General features: G+C 38.7%; 18 protein-coding genes. 1 reads left to right on the forward strand and 17 read right to left on the reverse strand.

The window, feature by feature from the left end; all coding sequences use genetic code 11:
* Positions 1 to 334: 334 nt before the first annotated feature.
* The 17 genes from rbfA to rpsB form a co-directional block, all read right to left on the reverse strand.
* Complete coding sequence (rbfA, locus tag IPU53_RS08665) at positions 335 to 676, reverse strand: 30S ribosome-binding factor RbfA (protein ID WP_207449862.1); 342 nt, start codon at positions 674 to 676, stop codon at positions 335 to 337.
* A 126-nt stretch (positions 677 to 802) separates the two neighbouring features.
* Positions 803 to 1,081 (reverse strand): DUF503 domain-containing protein, encoded by a 279-nt coding sequence (locus IPU53_RS08670; RefSeq protein ID WP_207449864.1) that lies wholly within the window; start codon positions 1,079 to 1,081, stop codon positions 803 to 805.
* The gene (gene infB, locus IPU53_RS08675) at positions 1,078 to 3,384 is read right to left on the reverse strand and encodes a translation initiation factor IF-2 (RefSeq protein ID WP_207449866.1); all 2,307 of its coding nucleotides are present in this window, start codon (positions 3,382 to 3,384) and stop codon (positions 1,078 to 1,080) included. Before infB ends, IPU53_RS08670 begins: the two co-directional genes overlap by 4 nt.
* A 15-nt stretch (positions 3,385 to 3,399) precedes the next feature.
* A complete protein-coding gene (locus IPU53_RS08680) occupies positions 3,400 to 3,708 on the reverse strand; it encodes a YlxQ family RNA-binding protein (protein WP_207449869.1) in 309 nt (102 codons plus the stop codon).
* Positions 3,705 to 3,980: an RNase P modulator RnpM gene (rnpM, locus tag IPU53_RS08685; RefSeq protein WP_207449871.1), complete on the reverse strand. Its 276-nt coding sequence runs from the start codon at positions 3,978 to 3,980 to the stop codon at positions 3,705 to 3,707. Before rnpM ends, IPU53_RS08680 begins: the two co-directional genes overlap by 4 nt.
* An 11-nt stretch (positions 3,981 to 3,991) precedes the next feature.
* On the reverse strand, positions 3,992 to 5,119 hold the full coding sequence (gene nusA, locus IPU53_RS08690; RefSeq protein ID WP_207449873.1) for a transcription termination factor NusA: 1,128 nt from the start codon (positions 5,117 to 5,119) through the stop codon (positions 3,992 to 3,994).
* Between the two features lie 15 nt (positions 5,120 to 5,134).
* Positions 5,135 to 5,602 (reverse strand): ribosome maturation factor RimP, encoded by a 468-nt coding sequence (gene rimP / locus IPU53_RS08695; protein ID WP_207449875.1) that lies wholly within the window; start codon positions 5,600 to 5,602, stop codon positions 5,135 to 5,137.
* Between the two features lie 316 nt (positions 5,603 to 5,918).
* Positions 5,919 to 10,238 carry a PolC-type DNA polymerase III gene (locus tag IPU53_RS08700; RefSeq protein WP_207449876.1) on the reverse strand — a complete coding sequence of 1,440 codons (4,320 nt, stop codon included), beginning with the start codon at positions 10,236 to 10,238 and terminating at the stop codon, positions 5,919 to 5,921.
* A gap of 337 nt (positions 10,239 to 10,575) precedes the next feature.
* The gene (locus tag IPU53_RS08705) at positions 10,576 to 12,282 is read right to left on the reverse strand and encodes a proline--tRNA ligase (protein WP_207449878.1); all 1,707 of its coding nucleotides are present in this window, start codon (positions 12,280 to 12,282) and stop codon (positions 10,576 to 10,578) included.
* A 24-nt stretch (positions 12,283 to 12,306) separates the two neighbouring features.
* On the reverse strand, positions 12,307 to 13,572 hold the full coding sequence (gene rseP / locus IPU53_RS08710; protein WP_207449880.1) for an RIP metalloprotease RseP: 1,266 nt from the start codon (positions 13,570 to 13,572) through the stop codon (positions 12,307 to 12,309).
* Between the two features lie 18 nt (positions 13,573 to 13,590).
* Complete coding sequence (gene dxr / locus IPU53_RS08715; RefSeq protein WP_207449926.1) at positions 13,591 to 14,736, reverse strand: 1-deoxy-D-xylulose-5-phosphate reductoisomerase; 1,146 nt, start codon at positions 14,734 to 14,736, stop codon at positions 13,591 to 13,593.
* A gap of 338 nt (positions 14,737 to 15,074) precedes the next feature.
* Positions 15,075 to 15,869, reverse strand: a complete 795-nt coding sequence (locus IPU53_RS08720) for a phosphatidate cytidylyltransferase (protein ID WP_207449882.1) — start codon at positions 15,867 to 15,869, stop codon at positions 15,075 to 15,077.
* The gene (locus IPU53_RS08725) at positions 15,866 to 16,663 is read right to left on the reverse strand and encodes an isoprenyl transferase (protein ID WP_207449884.1); all 798 of its coding nucleotides are present in this window, start codon (positions 16,661 to 16,663) and stop codon (positions 15,866 to 15,868) included. The genes IPU53_RS08720 and IPU53_RS08725 overlap by 4 nt, the downstream gene beginning before the upstream one ends.
* A gap of 253 nt (positions 16,664 to 16,916) precedes the next feature.
* Positions 16,917 to 17,474, reverse strand: a complete 558-nt coding sequence (gene frr, locus IPU53_RS08730) for a ribosome recycling factor (protein ID WP_207449886.1) — start codon at positions 17,472 to 17,474, stop codon at positions 16,917 to 16,919.
* Complete coding sequence (pyrH, locus tag IPU53_RS08735; protein WP_207449888.1) at positions 17,474 to 18,199, reverse strand: UMP kinase; 726 nt, start codon at positions 18,197 to 18,199, stop codon at positions 17,474 to 17,476. The genes frr and pyrH overlap by 1 nt, the downstream gene beginning before the upstream one ends.
* A 195-nt stretch (positions 18,200 to 18,394) precedes the next feature.
* Complete coding sequence (tsf, locus tag IPU53_RS08740) at positions 18,395 to 19,276, reverse strand: translation elongation factor Ts (protein ID WP_207449890.1); 882 nt, start codon at positions 19,274 to 19,276, stop codon at positions 18,395 to 18,397.
* Positions 19,277 to 19,408: 132 nt separating this feature from the next.
* Positions 19,409 to 20,137 (reverse strand): 30S ribosomal protein S2, encoded by a 729-nt coding sequence (rpsB, locus tag IPU53_RS08745; protein WP_207449892.1) that lies wholly within the window; start codon positions 20,135 to 20,137, stop codon positions 19,409 to 19,411.
* A 295-nt stretch (positions 20,138 to 20,432) separates the two neighbouring features.
* Here rpsB and IPU53_RS08750 point away from each other — a divergent pair, with 295 nt between their 5' ends.
* Positions 20,433 to 20,942, forward strand: a complete 510-nt coding sequence (locus tag IPU53_RS08750; protein WP_207449894.1) for a helix-turn-helix domain-containing protein — start codon at positions 20,433 to 20,435, stop codon at positions 20,940 to 20,942.
* Positions 20,943 to 21,145 lie beyond the last annotated feature (203 nt).

Below are 21,145 nucleotides of genomic sequence, written 5' to 3' on the forward strand. Positions count from 1 at the left end.
ACACATGCGCAAGCTCGTTGGCTAGTATCTAAAGAGTACCACTTTTCCTAAGTGGGAAGACCCTTGTACTCATGTAACAGGGCACAAGGAGCTTCCGCTAAAACCGCCACGTCTTGTGGACAACGTAGAAGTCAGTACATCCTGTAAAGAGTCCGCTTCGAACTTTCGCTGACAGGACATCAGTGCCTTTAACCACTTGGTCCTTTTTATCTTACTTTTTGCACACTATTTTACATAAAAATAGACTGTCTCAAAATGAAAGTAGACTGTTCTATTGCCATAGCAATTTCTAGAAGAGTCTTACATTTCACGAGACAGCCATTAGCAAAAGCTGCTATTCATCTTTCAATTCTTTAAGAATGGATTCAATTTTGTTTCCATAGCCAATGGATTCATCAAATTCAAATGTAATTTCCGGAGTTTTACGCAAGCGTATTCGCTTCCCTATTTCAGACCTTATAAATCCTTTTGCTTTTGAAAGGCCTTTAAGGGTAGCCTCCATTTGATCTTCATCTCCTAAAACAGAAATAAAGATGGTAGCTTGCTGTAAATCACCTGTTACCTGTACATCTGTTACAGTAACAAATCCCACCCGAGGGTCTTTAAGTTTTCTACCAATGATCTCGCCGAGTTCTTTTTTCATTTGTTCTCCAACTCGATTGGCACGAACATTCATTTTTAACACCTCGCTTATACTAACATACTCATAAAAGCTAAAAACAACCGTGCCGGCTGCCTTTTGCCAAGAAGTGAAAAGCGAGCCTTATCAGTTTGTTTGGCCTGTTTTTCTGGTTTCACCCAGTTATAGCCATTCATATTCCGTTTTTACTCTTTCCCACTCAGGAAAGGTGTCTAGAAATTTTATTGCACGCTCTAATTCACGCTCAGCAGATTGATGTGAATTAGAGACAGTCACTAGGGAGATGTTTGACAACTGCCAGACATCTTGATGCCCAGTTTCTGCTGCAGAAAGATTGAATTTTTGTCGTACCCTCGTTAAAGTTCGTTGCAAAACAGCTCTCTTATCTTTTAGGGAGTGTGCATCATGAATTCTAAATTCCAGTTCGACAAAACCGATCAAGCTCGTTCAATTTCCTTCATGACAAAGGCTTCAATGACATCCTCTTCTTTAACATCATTGAAATTCTTAATAGTAATTCCACATTCATACCCTTGGCTTACTTCCTTTACATCGTCTTTGAAGCGTTTCAAATCATCGATTTCCCCTTCATAGATGACGATACCATTTCTAATGATGCGCACACTACTATCTCGTGTGATTTTTCCATCTGTTACATAAGAACCAGCAATTGTCCCAATTTTAGATACTTTGAAAGTTTGGCGGATTTCTGCTTGGCCAATGACTTCTTCTTTAAATTCAGGATCCAGCATTCCTTTCATCGCTGATTCAATTTCTTCAATCGCTTTATAAATCACTCTGTGCAAACGTACGTCTACTTTCTCAGAATCAGCAGCACGTTTGGCATTCACATCAGGGCGTACATTAAAGCCAATTACAATAGCATTGGAAGCTGCTGCTAAGGTAATGTCGGATTCGTTTATTGCACCCACCGCTGTGTGAATGATTTTAACATTAACTCCTGCAACTTCTATTTGTCTAAGAGCAGCAGCAAGAGCTTCTACAGAACCTTGAACATCGGCCTTCACAATGACATTCAAGTCCTTCATTTCACCTTGCTTCATCTGATCAAATAATGTGTCCAAGCTTACGCGCGAACTTTCACCTCTTGAAGCAAGTAGGGCTTGCTGAGCTCTTGTTTCTCCAATTTGACGCGCCGTCTTTTCATCTTCAAACACTACAAAGCGGTCCCCGGCTTGTGGAACATCATTTAAACCTGTGATTTCAACCGGTGTCGAAGGAGAGGCTTTCTTCACTCTTCTGCCAATATCATTCACCATAGCGCGAACACGACCAAATGTATCGCCTGCCACAATAGGATCCCCTACATTTAACGTTCCATTCTGAACTAAAAGTGTGGCAACAGACCCTCGCCCTTTATCAAGTTGCGCTTCAATCACGGTACCTATTGCTTTACGGCTCGGATTAGCTTTTAATTCTTCTACTTCACTGACTAACAGAATCATTTCTAATAAATTGTCTATTCCTTCTCCCTTTAAAGCAGAGATGGGAACAAAGATTGTGTCTCCTCCCCAATCTTCTGGTACAAGAGCATGTTCTGTTAATTCTTGCATCACCCGATCTGGATTTGCTGATGGCTTATCCATCTTGTTCACTGCAACGATGATTGGTACCTCTGCTGCTTTTGCATGGTTAATCGCTTCAATTGTTTGTGGCATAACCCCATCATCTGCTGCAACAACAAGAATCGTAATATCCGTTATTTTTGCACCTCTTGCTCTCATTGTTGTAAAAGCAGCGTGTCCAGGTGTATCGAGGAATGTGATTTTTTTGCCATTTTCTTCAATTTGATAAGCACCAATATGCTGAGTAATTCCCCCGGCTTCCCCAGCCGTAACCTTCGTATGTCGTAATGAGTCTAAAAGCGTTGTTTTCCCGTGGTCAACATGCCCCATGATGGTCACAACAGCAGGTCGTTCTTGCAATTTCTCAGTTTCATCATCAGTAAAATAGACTTCAAGATCTGTTGTATCCACAAGTATTTCTTCTTCTACATTTACCCCATACTCACTGCAAATTAATTCGATGGCATCCCGATCCAATTCCTGATTGATCGTTGCCATAACTCCAAGTATGAAGAGTTTCTTAATAATTTCAGATGGCTCTCTATGCAGCTTTTTAGCTAATTCTCCAACAGATAAGGACTCCGTGAAAACAATCTTTTCGGGTAGCTCCTTTTGTTTCTTTGGTGCTGGTTGTGGAGCTGGTGTGTTCGCTTTATTTCTATGGTTGTTTCTGTTCTGATTGCCTTTTCTATTTTTGTTAAAACCTTTATTTCCACTTTTTGAAGCTGTTTGCGGTCCTTTATTATTCATATGTGGTTTATTTTGCTCCATTTTCTGTTTTTTACCTGTCTGTTGACCAGAAGATTGGTTAACGGACTGGTTTGATTTGTTTTGCTGATTATTGCTTTTTGTTTGTGGATTTTTTTCATCGCGCTTTTGAAATGGCGGCTTTTGTTGGCCACTTTGCTGGCGATTTTTCTGGTTTGATTGCGCTGGCCTGTTCTGTTCATTCTTTTTTGGAAAGTTCTTTTTTGCATTCGCTTTATCTGGCGTTTTTTCGTTCTTTTGATAAGCAGCATCGAGACGACTGACTGTTTCCGGCTCAATCATTGACATATGGTTTCCTACTTCGATATTCATTTCTTTCAATTTATTAATAATTTCTTTACTTGTTTTATTTTGCTTTTTTGCATATTCATAAACTCGTACCTTACTCATCGGTTCACCCCCGTTTTATTGATCGAGCATTGAAATAAGTTTCTTTGCGAAACCCTCTTCCAGGACAGCCACAACCACTCTTTCATCCTTTCCTATAGAGTGGCCGAGTTTTTCTCTGGATTCTACAAAGCGGAAAGGAACATGGTAAAAAGTACATTTATCCTGTATTTTTTTAGAAGTATTCATGGATGCATCATTCGAAATTAAAATCAATTTTGCCCTTTGTAATTTAATTTCCTTTAGCACCAATTCTTCCCCTGAAATTATTTTTCTAGCTCGATTCGCCAAACCAAGCAGGCTCATCCAAGGGTCCTGCTTTCTCATTTCGACTCATCTTTCTGGACTAAAGTAAGTAATTCATCATAAAGTGAGTCCTCCACTTTAGCATTCAATTGATTTGCAAACACATTATGCTTTTTCGCGTTTACGATTGCTTCCTGACTTAAAGAAACATAAGCTCCCCTTCCAGGTTTTTTACCAGTTGGGTCGATCGAAACTTCTCCTTCCTTGGAACGAACAATTCGGATCATTTCTTTCTTAGGCTTCATTTCTCCAGTTGCTAGACATTTTCTTAATGGCACTTTTTTTCGAGCCATTTTTCTCCCCCCTATTCGATTTCATCCTCACTTAAATCGAATGTGCTCTCTGAGGTATCCTCTTCTTCGAAGAACAGATCATCATTTAGTGGATAGATCCCGGCATCGCGGGCATCTGTTTCACTTTTGATATCAATTTTCCAGCCTGTTAGTTTAGCTGCAAGTCTCGCATTCTGTCCTCTTTTTCCAATCGCAAGAGAAAGCTGGTAGTCCGGTACAATGACCGTTGTTGCTTTATCCTCTTCATCTATTATCACTTCTAAAACTTTAGAAGGACTCAAGGCATTGGCAACAAAAACTTTCGGATCAGTGGACCATTCCACTATATCTATTTTTTCCCCTTTTAGTTCATCTACTATTGCTTGAACTCTCGTACCCTTGGGGCCAACGCATGAACCTACAGGGTCTACCTCAGGATATTCTGTGCTAACTGAAATTTTCGAACGGTCTCCAGCTTCACGTGCCACAGATCTTAACTCTACAGTACCATCATAGATTTCCGGAACTTCAATTTCAAAAAGTCTTTTCAATAGACCTGGATGAGTACGGGAAACATAGATTTGCGGACCTTTTGTTGTTTTTTCTACTTTTGTAATGTAAACCTTAATTCGGTCATGTGGCTTATAGACTTCATTTGGCATTTGTTCACTTTGTGGTAAAATAGCCTCTATTTTACCAAGACTGACATAGATAAATTTGGAATCATAGCGTTGAACAATTCCTGTCATAATATCATCTTCACGATCGATAAACTCAGAATAAATAATGCCTCGTTCTGCTTCACGGACCCGTTGAGTGACAACTTGCTTAGCGGTTTGGGCAGCAATACGTCCAAAATCCTTTGGAGTGACTTCTAATTCAACAACGTCTTCAATTTCATAGGCAGGATTAATTTTCTTAGCTTCGTCGATAGAAATTTCTAGTCTTGAATCAAAGACTTCTTCAACAACATCTTTTCTAGCGAAAACTCGCATGGTTCCCGATCCTAAATTCAGATCAACACGAACATTTTGCGCTTGATTGAAATTTCTTTTATATGCTGATACGAGTGCAGCCTCAATAGCTTCGATCAAGACCTCTCTGCTGATTCCCTTTTCCTTTTCTAAAATAATGAGAGCATCCAATAATTCCGAGCTCATTAAATGTCATCCCCTTTAAAATTCTACAGCTAATCTTGCTTTCGATACTTTATTTAGTGGCAGTTCAATCTTTTTCATTCGTGTCTTTTCTTTCATCTCAAGTGTAAGGATCTCATTGTCAAAGGCAACTAGACGGCCTTCAAAGGATTTTTCACCATCAATCGGTTCATACGTATTTACCTGTATCATTTTACCGATTGCCTGCATATAATCTTTCTCTTTTTTCAACGGACGCTCTGCTCCAGGTGAAGATACTTCTAAAAAATAATTATGAGGAATTGGATCAATCTCATCTAGTTGTTCGCTTAGTCGCTCACTAACAAGACCGCATTCTTCAATATCAACACCATTTTCTTTGTCAATAAATAGGCGTAGAAACCAGTTTTTTCCTTCTTTTACATATTCAACATCAACTAATTCTATTCCCATATCATCAAGAATCGGCTTTGCGAGCTTTTCAACGAGGTCAGTAACTTTGCTCATAATTACCTCCAGAATTTCAAAGTTATAATCAATTTTGTTATGACAATACGAAAGAGTGGGGGGCGCCCACTCTTTTTAACAGAGAGTTATTCATAGTATATCCATAAAAAATATACCACAATCAAAGCCTAGTTGCAAACAGAAAAGCGTAAGCGCCTGTTTAGTGACGTAGAAACTTTTTAGGGTTCTGACGAGATAAAGGAAACACTATGAGCTTGAAAAGCGAATGGATGTTGACTTACGCAAGCAGCAGCCGAAAGTTTACTAGTCAACAACCAAAAAGCCCAAGCTCCGCTCTTAACAACATCCTGTAGCTTTAAAATAGAGAAAGTTGGTTCTGGTCAGGGAGCCCCTGAAGTATACCTTGTTGATCCAAGTACTCAATAATTGTTTTGGATACTTTCCCACGTTTTTGTAAATCCTCTTTTGAAAGAAAATCTCCTTCTTTGCGAGCCTGGACAATATTTAAGGCTGCATTTGTCCCAAGTCCAGGAACAGCATTAAAAGGGGGAATTAAAGCATCCTCATCAATGATAAAATCAGTTGCACTAGAACGATAGAGATCAACCTGTTTAAATTTAAATCCTCTTTCACACATTTCTAGTGCAAGTTCTAATACAGTTAAAACACTTTTTTCCTTTGGAGCTGCATCTAACCCTTTAGCATTTATTTCTTGTATTCGAGTACGAATCGCATGAGAGCCGCGATTCATTGCAATGAGATCAAAATCCTCTGCCCTAACAGTGAAATAGGCTGCATAATAATAGAGAGGATGATGAACTTTAAAATAAGCAATTCTCACAGCCATTAATACATATGCAGCTGCGTGGGCCTTAGGGAACATATATTTAATCTTCTTACATGAATCAATATACCAATCAGGCACATTGTTTTTTTTCATTTCTTCTTCCCATTCTGGAGGTAAACCTTTCCCCTTACGTACAGATTCCATAATTTTAAACGCTAAAGAAGAATCTAATCCCTGATAAATTAAATATACCATAATATCATCCCGGCAGCCGATTACCTCTGGTAGTGTACATATTTTATTATGGATTAATTCCTGTGCGTTTCCAAGCCATACATCTGTTCCATGAGATAGCCCTGAAATTTGTACCAGCTCTGAAAAAGTGGTTGGCTTCGTATCCTCTAACATTTGTCGAACAAAGCGTGTTCCAAATTCCGGGATACCTAGGGTACCTGTTTTACACATGATCTGCTCTTCCGTCACACCGAGGGATTCCGTACCGGTAAATAGTTTCATCACTTCAGAATCATCTGTAGGAATGGTTTTCGGATCAATTCCACTCAGATCTTGAAGCATCCTGATAACGGTTGGATCATCATGACCAAGTATATCTAATTTTAATAAATTGCTATCGATCGAGTGGAAATCATAATGAGTTGTCCGCCATTCCGAGCCGCTATCATCTGCTGGAAACTGGATAGGAGTGAAATCATAAATTTCCATATCATCTGGGACAACAATAATTCCACCTGGATGCTGTCCTGTCGTTCGTTTAACACCTGTACACCCTTGAACAAGTCGGTCTACTTCTGCCCCTCTTTGCTGAAGATTATTGTCTTGAGCATAGCCTTTTACATATCCATAGGCGGTTTTTTCTGCAACGGTTCCGATTGTTCCTGCTCTGTAGACATAATCTTCTCCAAAAAGAATCTTCGTATAATTATGCGCCTGTGGCTGATATTCTCCAGAAAAATTCAGGTCAATATCCGGAACCTTGTCCCCTTTAAAACCAAGGAATGTTTCAAACGGTATATCGTGTCCATCTTTTTGATAAGGCGTACCACATTTTTCACACTCTTTATCAGGTAAATCAAAGCCCGATCCGACTGATCCATCGTCAAAAAATATGGAGTGTTTACATTCGGGACATACGTAATGCGGCGGCAATGGATTTACCTCTGTAATTTCTGTCATTGTTGCCACTAATGATGATCCAACTGACCCTCTTGAACCAACTAGATATCCATCATCCAATGATTTTTTAACTAATTTATGGGAGATTAGATAGATAACAGCGAATCCATGCCCAATGATACTTTTTAATTCTTTTTCCAGTCTCGCTTCAATAATTTCTGGTAACGTGTCTCCATAAATGCTCTTTGCCCGACCATAGCTCATGGAGCGAATTTCTTCTTCTGCCCCTTCAATTTTCGGAGTATACAAGTCATCTTTAATTGGTTTAACTGACTCAAGTGAATCGGCAATTGCGTTAGAATTCTCTATCACAATTTTACGCGCTCTATCTTTACCGAGAAAAGAAAATTCAGCCAACATTTCATCGGTTGTTCGAAAATGAACTGACGGAAGACGATGGCGATTTAATGGATTCGCTCCACCCTGAGAGTTAATTAAAATTTGCCGATTGATTTTATTTTCCTCATGCAAATAATGTACATTTCCTGTTGCTACCACAGGAATATCCATTTTTTCGCCCATGTCAATAATATTCGTAATAATGTCTTCAAGATCCTTTTGATCTCTTACAAGCTCCATCTCTATTAGGGGCGCATACACAGACTTAGGATGAATTTCAAAATAATCATAAAAGCTTGCTACTTTTTCTGCCTCTTGGCGCCCTTTTTGCATCATGGCTTCAAAGACTTCCCCCTTGTCACAACCTGAACCAATCAATAGACCTTCTCGATATTTTTCTAGAAGCGATCTAGGAATACGGGGAACTCGAAAGAAATACTGAAGATGTGAAATAGAAACCAATTTATATAGATTTTTTAATCCAATATCATTTTTAGCTAAAATCGTACAATGGTTAGGACGAGCACGTTTATAGGCTTCTCCTTCTCCCAGATAATCATTGAATTGATCATGATATTCAATTCCTTTTTCAGATGCATCCTTCAACATTTTTAAAAATAAGTAGCCCGTTGCCTCAGCATCATAGATAGCACGGTGATGCTGTGTGAGGTCAATATCGAACTTTTTCGCCAATGTATTTAAACGATGGTTTTTCATTTGCGGATACAGTAATCTCGCCAGCTCCAATGTGTCGATCACCGGATTCGTCGATTTTCCAAGTTCGTATTTTTGATAACCTGTATTTAGGAATCCCATATCAAATGATGCATTATGAGCGACATAAATAGCATTGCCCGTCCATTCATGGAATCGGTGTAAAACAGCGTCGATGTCAGGTGCGTTTTGGACCATCTCATCGGTGATTCCTGTCAAATCAATAGTCGTAGTTGAAAGTGGATGATGAGGATTAGCAAAGCTTTCGAAAGTATCAATAATCTCTCCTCCACGTATCTTAACAGCAGCCAATTCAATAATTGTGTCATATATAGCAGAAAGGCCCGTTGTTTCTACATCAAAAACAACAAACTCTGAATCTTCTAATTTTAGATGTGTACTATTATAGGCAATCGGTACGCCATCATCGACAAGATTGGCCTCCAAACCATAAATAATTTTCACATCATGTTTTTTGCCAGCATTATAAGCTTCTGGAAAAGATTGAACAACAGCATGATCTGTTACCGCGATCGCTTTATGACCCCATTTTTTAGCCTGAGCCACATAATTAGACATAGATGTAAGACCATCCATTTGACTCATGGTCGTGTGAAGATGAAGCTCAACTCTTTTTTCTTCAGCTTGATCAAAGCGCTCTTTCGGCTTGACTTCATTTATATCATTCGCAATCATGACTAGATCACGCACAAATGTATCATTCTGGATGCTCCCTCGCGCTTTTACCCACTTACCCTTTGTGACCTGTTGTAGCGTTTCTGCATCCTCTTTATCCCTAGAAAACATTTTAACGAGAATGGAATCCGTATAATCTGTTATTTTAAAGGTTAGAAGAGTACGGCCACTACGGAGTTCCCTGGTTTGCGCATCAAAAATATAGCCCTCTACAGTGACTCTTCTTTCTTCGTCTACTATATTTTTCAAGCTTACGATCTCTTCTGTTGGATTAATCGAAATTCCAATCGTAAGAGGTCCACTTGGCGTTCCTTTCTTACTTTCTTTTTCTGTTTCTTGTTTCTGCATCTCAATCATTGCTTGTTTGGCTTTTTCTGCATCCTCTTTTTGCTTTGCTTCAAGAAATTTTTGATAATCATCATTTGTGTCTTCCTGAGCCATTACTTGTCCATCCAATTGCAAAGGAGGAAAACCATATTGTATGAAAATGTCCTGAATAAGTTGGCTGTATTTTTGCTTTAAGGTTTGTATCTCTGTATCATTTCGAGCAGTAATGGATAGGACATTCCCATTTACTTGAGGAATTTGATTGTTTAATAAGGACAACAGGACTGGGGATATACCATCCAGTTCTTTGATACAATGTGTCCAGTATGCTTGCACCAATTCCTCCGTAATCGTGGAATCTGCGGTTGAGACCTCAAAACGAATAGCTGCAATATGTTGAAAAGCTTGCTGAAGTTTTTCGGCGAATTGAATAAACAAATCATAAGGAAGCACTTTTTCAAATTGAAAAGAAAAATGCCACACTTTTTGTGTGCGATCTACAACTAATTTCGTAATTTCCGCATGCTGAAAAAAGGGGACGCTCGCATCAGCAGTTAGTCCAATTTGTTGTAATAATACTTGAAACCTTTCTCTTCTAGAGGCGGGATCATTTGCCATTTTTCTCTCACCCATCCTTTTATATTGCGTTGCTCAAAAAGTCCGATAAAAAGGACCAAGTCGGTGACTACGCTGACGTCCTGTCAGCAGCACCCGACACTAGTACATCCTGTATGTCGAAAGTTCAAGACATAGCATTGAGGAACGGACTTGCGTGTGTGCTGACGTCGACGTCCGACACAGGACGTGTCGGTACTTAGTCGAAGATCATTTATCTCGATACCATTTTTGTTGAGCTTTTTGAACAACCTATTATAATGTTATTTTAACAGACTAAGGTACCCTTTAGGGAAGTTCAAAAGTTCTTTTTGAACACGCACCTTGAGGGTACCTTGAGTTATTCCCCGATTTTTAATAATTGTGCAATTGTTGCTAGAAGTTCCGCTTTATGAATCTCCAACACTTCACCTGAATGTCTTAATTTGACTTCTAAAATGCCCTCTGCAGCCTTTTTGCCAATTGTTACTCTTATCGGAAGCCCCATTAAATCAGCATCTTTAAATTTAACGCCAGGCCGTTCTAGACGATCATCGAATAACACTTCGTAGTCTTGCTGGAGCTCTTGATATAAGCTTTCGGCAAGCTCCTTTTGGTCTTCATTCTTCATATTGATTGGAATTAAATGAACCTGATAAGGGGCAATATTTATTGGCCATTTCAAGCCATTTTCATCATTGTATTGTTCAGTAATAGCAGAAAGAGTACGAGAAACACCAATCCCATAGCAGCCCATAATGATACTTTGCGACTTCCCATTTTCATCTAAATATTTTGCCTCAAGTGCATCACTATACTTTGTCCCTAATTTAAAAATATGCCCTACCTCAATTCCTTGGGCGAAGCGGATTGTGCCATCCCCATCTGGTGAAGGATCTCCCTCTTTTATGAAACGAAGATCTGCATAGTCCTCTACTTTAAAATCTCTTTCAGGTACAACTCCTGTAAAATGATATCCTTCTTCATTCGCTCCACAAACAGCATTTACCATTGATTGAATGGCAAGATCTGCATAAATTTTAATTTCTGAAGGTAATTGAACCGGTCCAATCGAGCCAACTGAACACCCTAAAAGTTGTTCAATCTCCGCATGCTCTGCCAATTCTACAGAATCAGCTTGTAATATATTCTTCAGTTTAATGTCATTGATTTCATGATCTCCTCGCACTAAAATCAACATAAACTTTCCATCAACATTAAAAACAAGTGATTTTATGCATTTCTCTGGATTAACTTCCAGAAAAGAAGAAATATTTTCAATTGTTTTTTGATTTGGTGTTTCGATCTTAGTTAAAACTTGTTTGGGCTCAGTTGATTTTTCATAGGTTCGTTTTACCTCTGCCATTTCAATATTCGCAGCATAGGATGAGGAATCAGAATAAGCGATCGTATCTTCACCAATCTCTGATAAAACCATAAATTCTTGTGTATCTTTTCCGCCAATTGCGCCTGAATCGGCTAGGACAGCGCGAAAATTCAGACCACATCTAGTGAATATATTGTGATAAGCTTGATAGATTTTATCATATACTTCATCAAGGCTTTCTTGATTCGCATGGAAGGAATAGGCATCTTTCATAATAAATTCTCGTCCACGTAATAGGCCAAATCTTGGACGTTTCTCATCACGAAATTTTGTTTGGATTTGGTATAAAGTAAGCGGAAGGCGTTTATAGGATTTCAACTCATCCTTAACAATGGACGTAATCACTTCCTCATGGGTAGGTCCTAATGCGAATTCACGTCCATGTCTGTCCGTTATTCGCATTAATTCTGCCCCATACCCTTCCCAGCGTCCAGATTCCTGCCATAATTCAGCTGGTTGCAGTGTAGGCATTAATATTTCCGCTGCTCCTGCGTTTTCCAATTCTTCTCTAATAATCGTTTCGATTTTATTTAACACGCGTTTTGCAAGTGGCATATACGTATATACGCCACTTGCCGTTTGTCTAATAAACCCTGCACGAAGAAGGAGCTGATGGCTTTTTACTTCTGCATCAGCAGGAACTTCACGAAGCGTAGGGATTAATGTCATACTTTGTCTCATATTGGCACCCCGACTTTAATTATATTAATGAATGAAAAATCTTTGAATATCATTCCATGTGACAACGATCATTAACAGCATAAGCAATGCAAAGCCGATAAAATGAACAATACCTTCCATTTGACGATCAACTGGTTTTCCTCTTAATGCTTCCACTCCAAAAAACAGAAGTCGTCCACCATCAAGGGCAGGAATAGGTAAAAGATTCATAATACCTAAATTAATGCTGAGTAGACCAGTCCAACGAAGAAGATTTAATAACCCTGTTTTCACAACAGTTTCAGTCGTTTTATAAATCCCAACTGGTCCAGAGAGCATATCAATGGAAAAATTCCCTGTCACTAGTTGTCCTAGCAACTTAAAGATTTCAATTGTCATAAGATACGTTTCTTGAAAACCGCTTAAAGCAATTTTGCTAAACGATTTATCTAATTCTGCTTGTACTCCTATTAAACCGATCGCTTCACTTTCTTCCATCTCTTGCTTTTCAGGAACAACTGGAATTTCCAAAGTTTGTTGATCTCTTTCAATCGTAAAGACTAATTCTTCATTTGGATGTGCGCGCACAATGGTTGTCATATCGGTAAACGTCTTAACCTCGGAACCATCAATACTTAAGACGGTATCACCTTCCTGAAATCCTGCTTCTTTTGCCGGACTATCTGGTAAGATAGTTCCAAAAACGGCTTCTTTTACAGGTACTCCCTGGATCATCGATATGATTGTGAAAACAACAACCGCTAAAATAAAATTAAAAAGCGGGCCTGCGAAAATCGTCATCGCTCTTTGACTAAGCTTTTTAGAAGCAAATTGCCGGTCCCATGGAGCGATTTGAGTCTCTGTTTGATTCTCGACTATGACTGCTTCCCGAGAAAGTTGGAATGTTTGTAGTACATCATCTTCCATATCCTCGTAGCCACTAATAAACAATTGATGTTCTAAATCGGCTTTCTCCACTTCTATGGTGCGAGCATTGGGAAAGCGATCACGACCATTGAGAATGATTTTCGTGACAATCCCATTTTCATCAAGTAGGAGGCCGATTCGATGACCTGGTTTAATTTCTGCTATTTCTGGGTCTTCGCCAGCCATTCTGACATACCCACCAATAGGAAGTAAACGGATTGTATAAATGGTCTCATTTTTTTTATAGGAAAAGACTTTCGGCCCAAAGCCGATGGCAAATTCTCTCACCAAAATCCCTGATCTTTTTGCGAAAATAAAATGCCCGAACTCATGAAAAAATACAAGAGCTCCGAAAATGATAATAAATGATATAATCGTGTTCAACCGGCATAACCACCTTTTTTATAAAGAGAGTGAATGAACATAATTTCTAGTTTCGGAATCTACTTCCCGAATAGTTGCTAAATCAGGATGCTTAATATTCTGGTGATGTGTGAGTGCTTTTTCAATTAGTTTTTCAATCATTAAAAAGGAAATTTTTCCATTTAGAAACTGATTCACTGCTACTTCATTAGCTGCATTTAGAACGGTTGGCATTGAACCACCTAGATTTCCCGCCTCATAGGCAAACCGTAAGCATGGGAACCGATCTGTATCCATTTCTTCAAATTGAAGTTTCCCTATTTTTACAAGATCAAGTGGCTCTCCAGACTGGAAAGGTAATCGTTCCGGATAGCTAAGTGCATATTGAATCGGAACTCTCATGTCTGGACTCCCTAATTGTGCAATCACACTACTATCATGATACTCCACCATTGAGTGAATAATACTTTCTCTATGTAAAACGACATTAATTTGCTCATAAGCAATTCCGAACAACCAATAAGCTTCAATAACTTCTAATCCTTTATTCATCATTGTAGCAGAATCAATGGTTATTTTCGATCCCATCGACCAATTAGGGTGGGCAAGTGCCTGTTGAAGTGTCACTTTTTCAAGCTCTTTTCTCGTAAGATCTCTGAAACTTCCCCCTGAAGCAGTAAGAATCAAGCGTGACACATTTCTCGTTTTTTCCCCATTTAAGCATTGAAAAATCGCAGAATGTTCACTATCAACTGGAAGAATGGAGACTTGCTTTCGCTGTGCTGCCTCCATAACAATATGACCAGCCGTTACAAGAGTTTCCTTATTCGCTAGTGCAATCGTTTTTCCCGCTTCAATTGCCATTAAGGTCGGCTCCAAACCAACACTTCCCATCACAGCATTTAAAACAATTTGCACTTTATGATGAACAGCTGCTTCAATAAGCCCCTCGGTCCCATATGCAAATGAAACACGAGGAAATTCACTTTGCAATAGCGCGCAATCTGCTTGCTCTTGTACAGAAACAAATTGTGGTGCAAATTCCACAATGATTTTTCTAGTTAACTCTATATTTTTCCCTGTGGTCATCGCCACTAATTTATATTGCTCTGGATTTTTTCGTATAATATCAAGGGTTTGAGTACCAATGGAACCTGTAGCTCCTAATAAACTGATTAACTTCATCATTTTCTCTCCTTATAGGGGGTGTTCATAAAGTTCGGTAAAAAGGACACTGCCAGATAAATGATCTTCAACTGAGTAGCTACATGACCTATAGGCAACGAAAGTCAGTACATTCTTGTACAAGTCCGCTCCTTGGAAAAAAATCACTACGATGTTGATTCGGGAAAAGCTTTCCTCATGTTCAAAGCTAAGCCGTCTCGCACTTTCGACACTAGTGTCGATCGGTTATGATTGATGTCAGCCTAGTCGCCAGCTTGGTCCTTTTATCCTCCCTTGAACAGCTCTTATACATAAAACACGCCAATCGTATGAAGTTTACATTCCTAGGTAAACTCCGATTAGGGGAGCTTTGTTAATAAAAAATAAAGTAGTGGTAATACAAATAACCAACTATCACATCGATCTAACATTCCACCATGTCCCGGGAAAATCCTGCCTGAATCTTTCACTGCAAAATGGCGTTTCAAAGCTGATTCAGCTAGATCACCTAGTTGTCCAAATATTGATAAGACGACTGTAATCATTAATAACTTAACAGTAGGCACGGGAATGTTCAAAAAAATAGCAAAGATCAGCGCAACGATAAGGGCTGAAAGAATTCCTCCAATAAAGCCACCTATGGTTTTATTAGGGCTGATTTCAGGCCAGAGTTTGCGTTTTCCAAAGTATTTTCCTACAAAATAGGCTCCAGAATCTGTCATCCAGACGACAAGTAAAGCAAAAAACAATAAAATTAGTCCTTCTTCTCGAATCTGGACCATATAATAAAAACCTATTCCGATATAAAATATCGATAAAAAAGTAAAGCCTGCTTGATCAAAATGAAACTTGTTTTTTACGATAACTGTATAAGATAGTAAAATTAAAACGAAAACATATGAAAGCTCCATTTTTGATAAATTAAAAATAGATAGTGTTTCATACAGCTTCGGAGGCAAAAGAAAAACCCATAAAAACAAAGTCGCCAAGCCGCCATGAACTGAAAAAATAGATAGTTTCCTCATTTGTAATAGTTCATAAAGAGCAATGGTTGCCATCACATAAGTTAATAATAAAAATGGTATGCCGCCAACTATAACCATCGGTAAAAAAATGGCTATAAGTATAGCAGCAGTAATGATTCGTTGCTTCATCTCTTGGACTCCTCTTCATTTAATCCACCATATCGTCTTGTTCGCTGTTGAAAGGCTTCAACGGCTTCGATAAGCTGTATCTCAGAAAAATCCGGCCATAATACATCGGTAAACCATAATTCAGTATAGGCGATTTGCCAAAGCATAAAATTACTTAATCGCAGTTCTCCACTAGTTCGTATTAATAAATCCGGATCAGATAGGGATTGAGTCATTAAATAATGTGAAAAACATGAGTCAGTAATGTCATCCAGCGCTAATTTATCCTGTTTCACATCATTCGCTAAGTTTTTGACAGCATCAATGATCTCAGCTCTTCCACCATAGTTTAATGCAAAATGTAAATTTAAGCCTGTATTTCCCGCTGTTCTCTTTATGGCATCATCTACTGCTCTTTTTGTCTTTTCAGGGAGCTGACTTCTATCTCCCATCATTGTAACTCTCACATTCTCTTCAATTAACTCCGGTAAAAAACTGCCTAAAAATTCCTCTGGCAGTCCCATTAAATAATCGACCTCGAATTTTGGTCGTTTCCAATTTTCAGTTGAAAATGCATATAAAGTTAAAGTATTGATATTTAGTTGATTCGCCAGCTTCGTAATTTTTCTGACCGTTCTCATCCCCTCATGATGGCCAGCAACACGAGGTAATGCTCGTTTTTTCGCCCATCTCCCATTACCATCCATAATAATCGCTACATGTCTTGGAATGGGTTGGTCTAAAATTCGCGTTACCCTCTCGCTCATTGTGGTTTGTTTTTCGGGGGTATTCCATAATTTTATTTTTTTAAACATGAAAGGGTCCTCCATCAGCGTTGCATCCTATTTGACCTTAATCCATATCTTACCATAGGACGTTAGGCGTATCACACACTTTCTAATTATTTATGCAATAACCATGGATTCTATTATAAAGAAAAAAATACTTTTTGGATAGTCACTCATGTAAGAAGTACAAAAACATTGGAACCGAAAGCTAGAATATAAAGTTCTTTACAGTTTAAAAAAGCTCCCAATATAGATAAATTGGGAGCTAGTCATGTAAATGTCACACCTCAAGAACCTCTTGTTCTTTTTCCTTTGTAGTTGTTTCAATTTGGCTAATATGCTCATCAGTTAGCTTTTGAATATCTTCTGTGTAACTGCGAAGCTCATCCTCAGTAATATCTCCTGATTTTTCCAGTTTCTTGAGGTCTTCATTCGCATCACGTCTAATATTTCGTACCACTACTTTAGCATTTTCAGCTTCTTTTTTTACGACCTTGACTAGCTCTTTTCTTCGCTCTTCCGTAAGTTGCGGAATGGTTAATCTGATTAAAGAACCATCATTAGCTGGATTTAAACCAAGGTCTGATTTTAAAATAGCTTTTTCAATATCACCGATAATCGTCTTATCATATGGTTGAACAACCAACATTCTTGCTTCTGGCACAGAAATAGATGCCATTTGATTAATTGGCGTTGGTGCACCATAATAATCTACCGATATCTTATCTAAAAGTGAGGCATTGGCACGTCCAGCTCGTATACTTGAAAGCTCTCTTTTATAAGCTTGAAGCGATTTTTCCATTTTGTCTTTAGTACTCGAAATAACTTGTTTTGCCATTATTCCTTCCCCCTAACTAAAGTTCCAATTTGTTCTCCCATAACAGCTCTCTTCACATTTCCGTTCTCTGTAAAAGAGAAAACGATAAGTGGAATATCATTATCCATACATAAAGATGAAGCGGTGGAATCCATTACACCCAAACCTTCTTTTAAGACGTCTAAATAGGAAAGCTGCTCATATTTCTGTGCATCTTTATCAAGCTTAGGATCAGCATTGTATACGCCATCCACGTTATTTTTCGCCATAAGAATGACTTCAGCTTCTATTTCAGCTGCCCTCAAGGCTGCAGTCGTATCTGTAGTGAAATAAGGATTTCCAGTACCAGCTGCAAAAATAACCACTCGTTTTTTTTCAAGATGGCGAATTGCTCTTCTTCTAATATACGGTTCTGCTACTTGACGCATATCGATAGATGTTTGCACACGTGTTTCAATTCCCATCTGTTCAAGGCTGTCTTGCAGGGCTAATGAATTCATTACGGTTGCCAACATCCCCATGTAATCGGCGTTAGCTCGATCCATCCCCATTTCACTGCCTACTTTTCCACGCCAAATATTTCCAGCGCCCACAACAACAGCCACTTCAACACCTAGTTCAGCGACCTCTTTAATTTGACCGGCAATTGACTTAATGACGGACGGATTAATACCAAACCCTTCTGCCCCCGCCAAAGCCTCGCCACTGAGTTTAAGAACCACTCTCTTGTATTTTGGCTTGTCCATATGAACCTCCATTGTCATCTCTTATGTATCTTTTTCAAAATAGGGAACACAATGTGTTCCCTATTTTGAAAAGTGCAAACACCCATTTAGCGATATCAAAGCCTAAAGATTACAACGTCCATCGTCTGCGCTCAAAAAGCTTGTGTTCACTATGTGTTGAGTGCTAGCGTTGATCCAGTTGTTTTTTTGTGCAAATTATTTTTTGATTTGGCTCATAACTTCTTCAGCGAAGTTTTCTTGACGTTTTTCAAGACCTTCACCGACTTCATAACGTACGAAATCTTGGACAGTTGCCCCTTTGGACTCTACAAATTTACGTACTTTTTGATCAGGATCTTTTACAAAAGATTGGTCAAGAAGGCAAATTTGTTCAAAGAATTTTCCTAGACGACCTTCAACCATTTTTTCAACGATTTTTTCAGGTTTTCCTTCATTTAAAGCTTGTTGTGTTAAAACTTGGCGTTCACTGTCCACTTCTTCTGCTGAAACTTGGTCACGAGAAATGTATTTAGGGTTGATCGCCGCAATATGCATTGCTACATCTTTTGCTACCTCTTGATCAGTTGTTCCTTCAAGAACAGTTAACACACCAATTCTTCCACCCATGTGCAAATATTCACCAAATACACCTTGATCAGATTTCGTTTTCACCGCAAAACGGCGTAGCGTAATCTTTTCACCAATTTTTGCAATTGCACCGTTAATATATTCACTCATCACTTGGCCGTTTGTCATTTTCTGTTGAAGAGCTGTTTCAACAGAATCAGCGTTATTTTCAAGCAAATGCTGAGCAAGTTCTTTAACAAGAGCTTGGAAAGTTTCGTTTTTAGCAACAAAGTCTGTTTCAGCATTCACTTCAAGAATCACTGCTTTATTTCCTTCACTTAAAATGAAAGTTGTGCCTTCAGCTGCAATACGATCTGCTTTTTTAGCAGCAGAAGCAATCCCTTTTTCACGAAGAAAATTAATTGCTTCTTCCATATTTCCATCGGTTTCAGTTAAAGCCTTTTTACAGTCTAACATCCCTGCGCCTGTTTTTTCACGCAGTTCCTTTACCATTTGTGCATTAATTGCCATATTATAAGTCCTCCCTATCCTGCTATCAATTAGTATTAAAAAGAATCATATTTGATAAAAAAGGTGATAAGTGTTTACCACTTCATCACCTTTTTTTGTCACGATTATGAATTGGCCTGTCTCACAGCATTCTTAAACATTAGCTGTATCTGTTGCTTCCTCTGCTTCTTCCTCTTCAACCTCTTTTTGGGCTTCAAGCAAAGCATCAGCCATTTTAGAAGTTAATAGTTTAACGGCACGGATTGCGTCGTCATTCGCTGGAATCACATAATCAATTTCATCTGGATCACAGTTTGTATCAACAATACCAACGATTGGAATATTTAGTTTGCGTGCTTCAGCAACAGCAATTCTTTCCTTACGTGGGTCAATAATGAAGAGAGCATCTGGAAGAACTTTCATATCTTTAATTCCACCTAAGAAACGTACAAGTCGATCATATTCTTTATTTAACATAACAACTTCTTTTTTAGGTAGAACTTCAAAGGTTCCATCTTCTTCCATCTTTTCAATCGCTTTTAAACGCTCAATTCTTGATTGAATGGTTTCAAAGTTCGTTAGAGTTCCGCCAAGCCAACGATGGTTTACATAATAATGCCCAGCACGTTCTGCTTCGTCTTTGACAGATTCTTGAGCTTGTTTTTTAGTTCCTACGAAAAGAACTTTTCCATTGTTTTCGGCAAGCTCTCTCATAAAGTTATAAGCTGCCTCAACCTTCTTAACTGTTTTTTGAAGGTCAATAATATAAATACCGTTACGCTCCGTAAAAATATATTTCTTCATTTTTGGGTTCCAACGGCGTGTTTGGTGTCCAAAGTGAACACCAGCTTCTAATAATTGTTTCATTGAAATGACTGACATTTCTACTTCCTCCTCGGTTTTTATCCTCCGTTCTGGTCATACCTTGCACAAACTGTTCATAGCTTGAGCTACAGACAGCACCTTGCCACAAAATCACAGAACGTGTGTATTAACACCATCAATGAATATAGCATAAACCAAACGTCATATCAAGTATTAAGAATTATAAGTTTAGCTATTTTTCCATTGTGGTATGGACATTTGCTTTTTAGATAGATTAATCTGACATTTTTTTGAGATATGAATCAATTTCATAATTGCTTTTTGTAAAAAAACACACCACGTTCTATACGAAATGAGAAATGAGTTTAAGTTACTAGTAGCTCAACGGTATGAAAATGAAATCATTAGTTATCGTGACCTGGCAAAGCAATCCGGCATTGACGAATCGGCAGTCCGTTATTGGGTATTGTTATTTCGGCATCATGGAGACCAAGCGTTTGATTTTCCCTATACAAATTATTCGGCAGCCTTTAAACTAAGGGTAATTCAATTTATGAACGAAACGAATTATTCCATTCGAGAGGCATCAGCCCTTTTCCATATCCCGGATCCCAGTATGGTTCGCAGGTGGAGGAAAAAGTGGGAAACAGGCGGAGTAGATGCCCTTGAATCAAAAGAAAAGGGGCCATCTATTATGACATCTCGTAATCAAAAGAAACATACTTCCGCAGATCTTTCCAGCCAATCAAGAGAAGAGTTGGAAAAGGAACTTGAGTACCTTCGCATGGAGAACGCCTATTTAAAAAAGTTAAAAGCCTTAGTTCAGAAAGAGAAATCACCAACAAAGTCAAAGCGAAAGTAATATTCGAACTAAGGCACGCATTGGGTCCACTGCACTTCGCTCCCTGCGGGGTCTCCCCTGTCACGCTAATCCCCCAGGAGTCGCCGCCTTCCACTCCAATCAACTACGGTTTTCTTTTGCTCTTAGAAAGCCTAAAATAGTGTTGCCTTGGTTATTTTTTAGCCTGTTCTTTTGAAATTTAGAAATACCAAACTAATCTCTCC

It is taken from the genome of Bacillus sp. SD088 (assembly GCF_017355205.1).
In the GTDB taxonomy this organism is placed as follows: Bacteria; Bacillota; Bacilli; order Bacillales; family Bacillaceae_C; genus Lederbergia.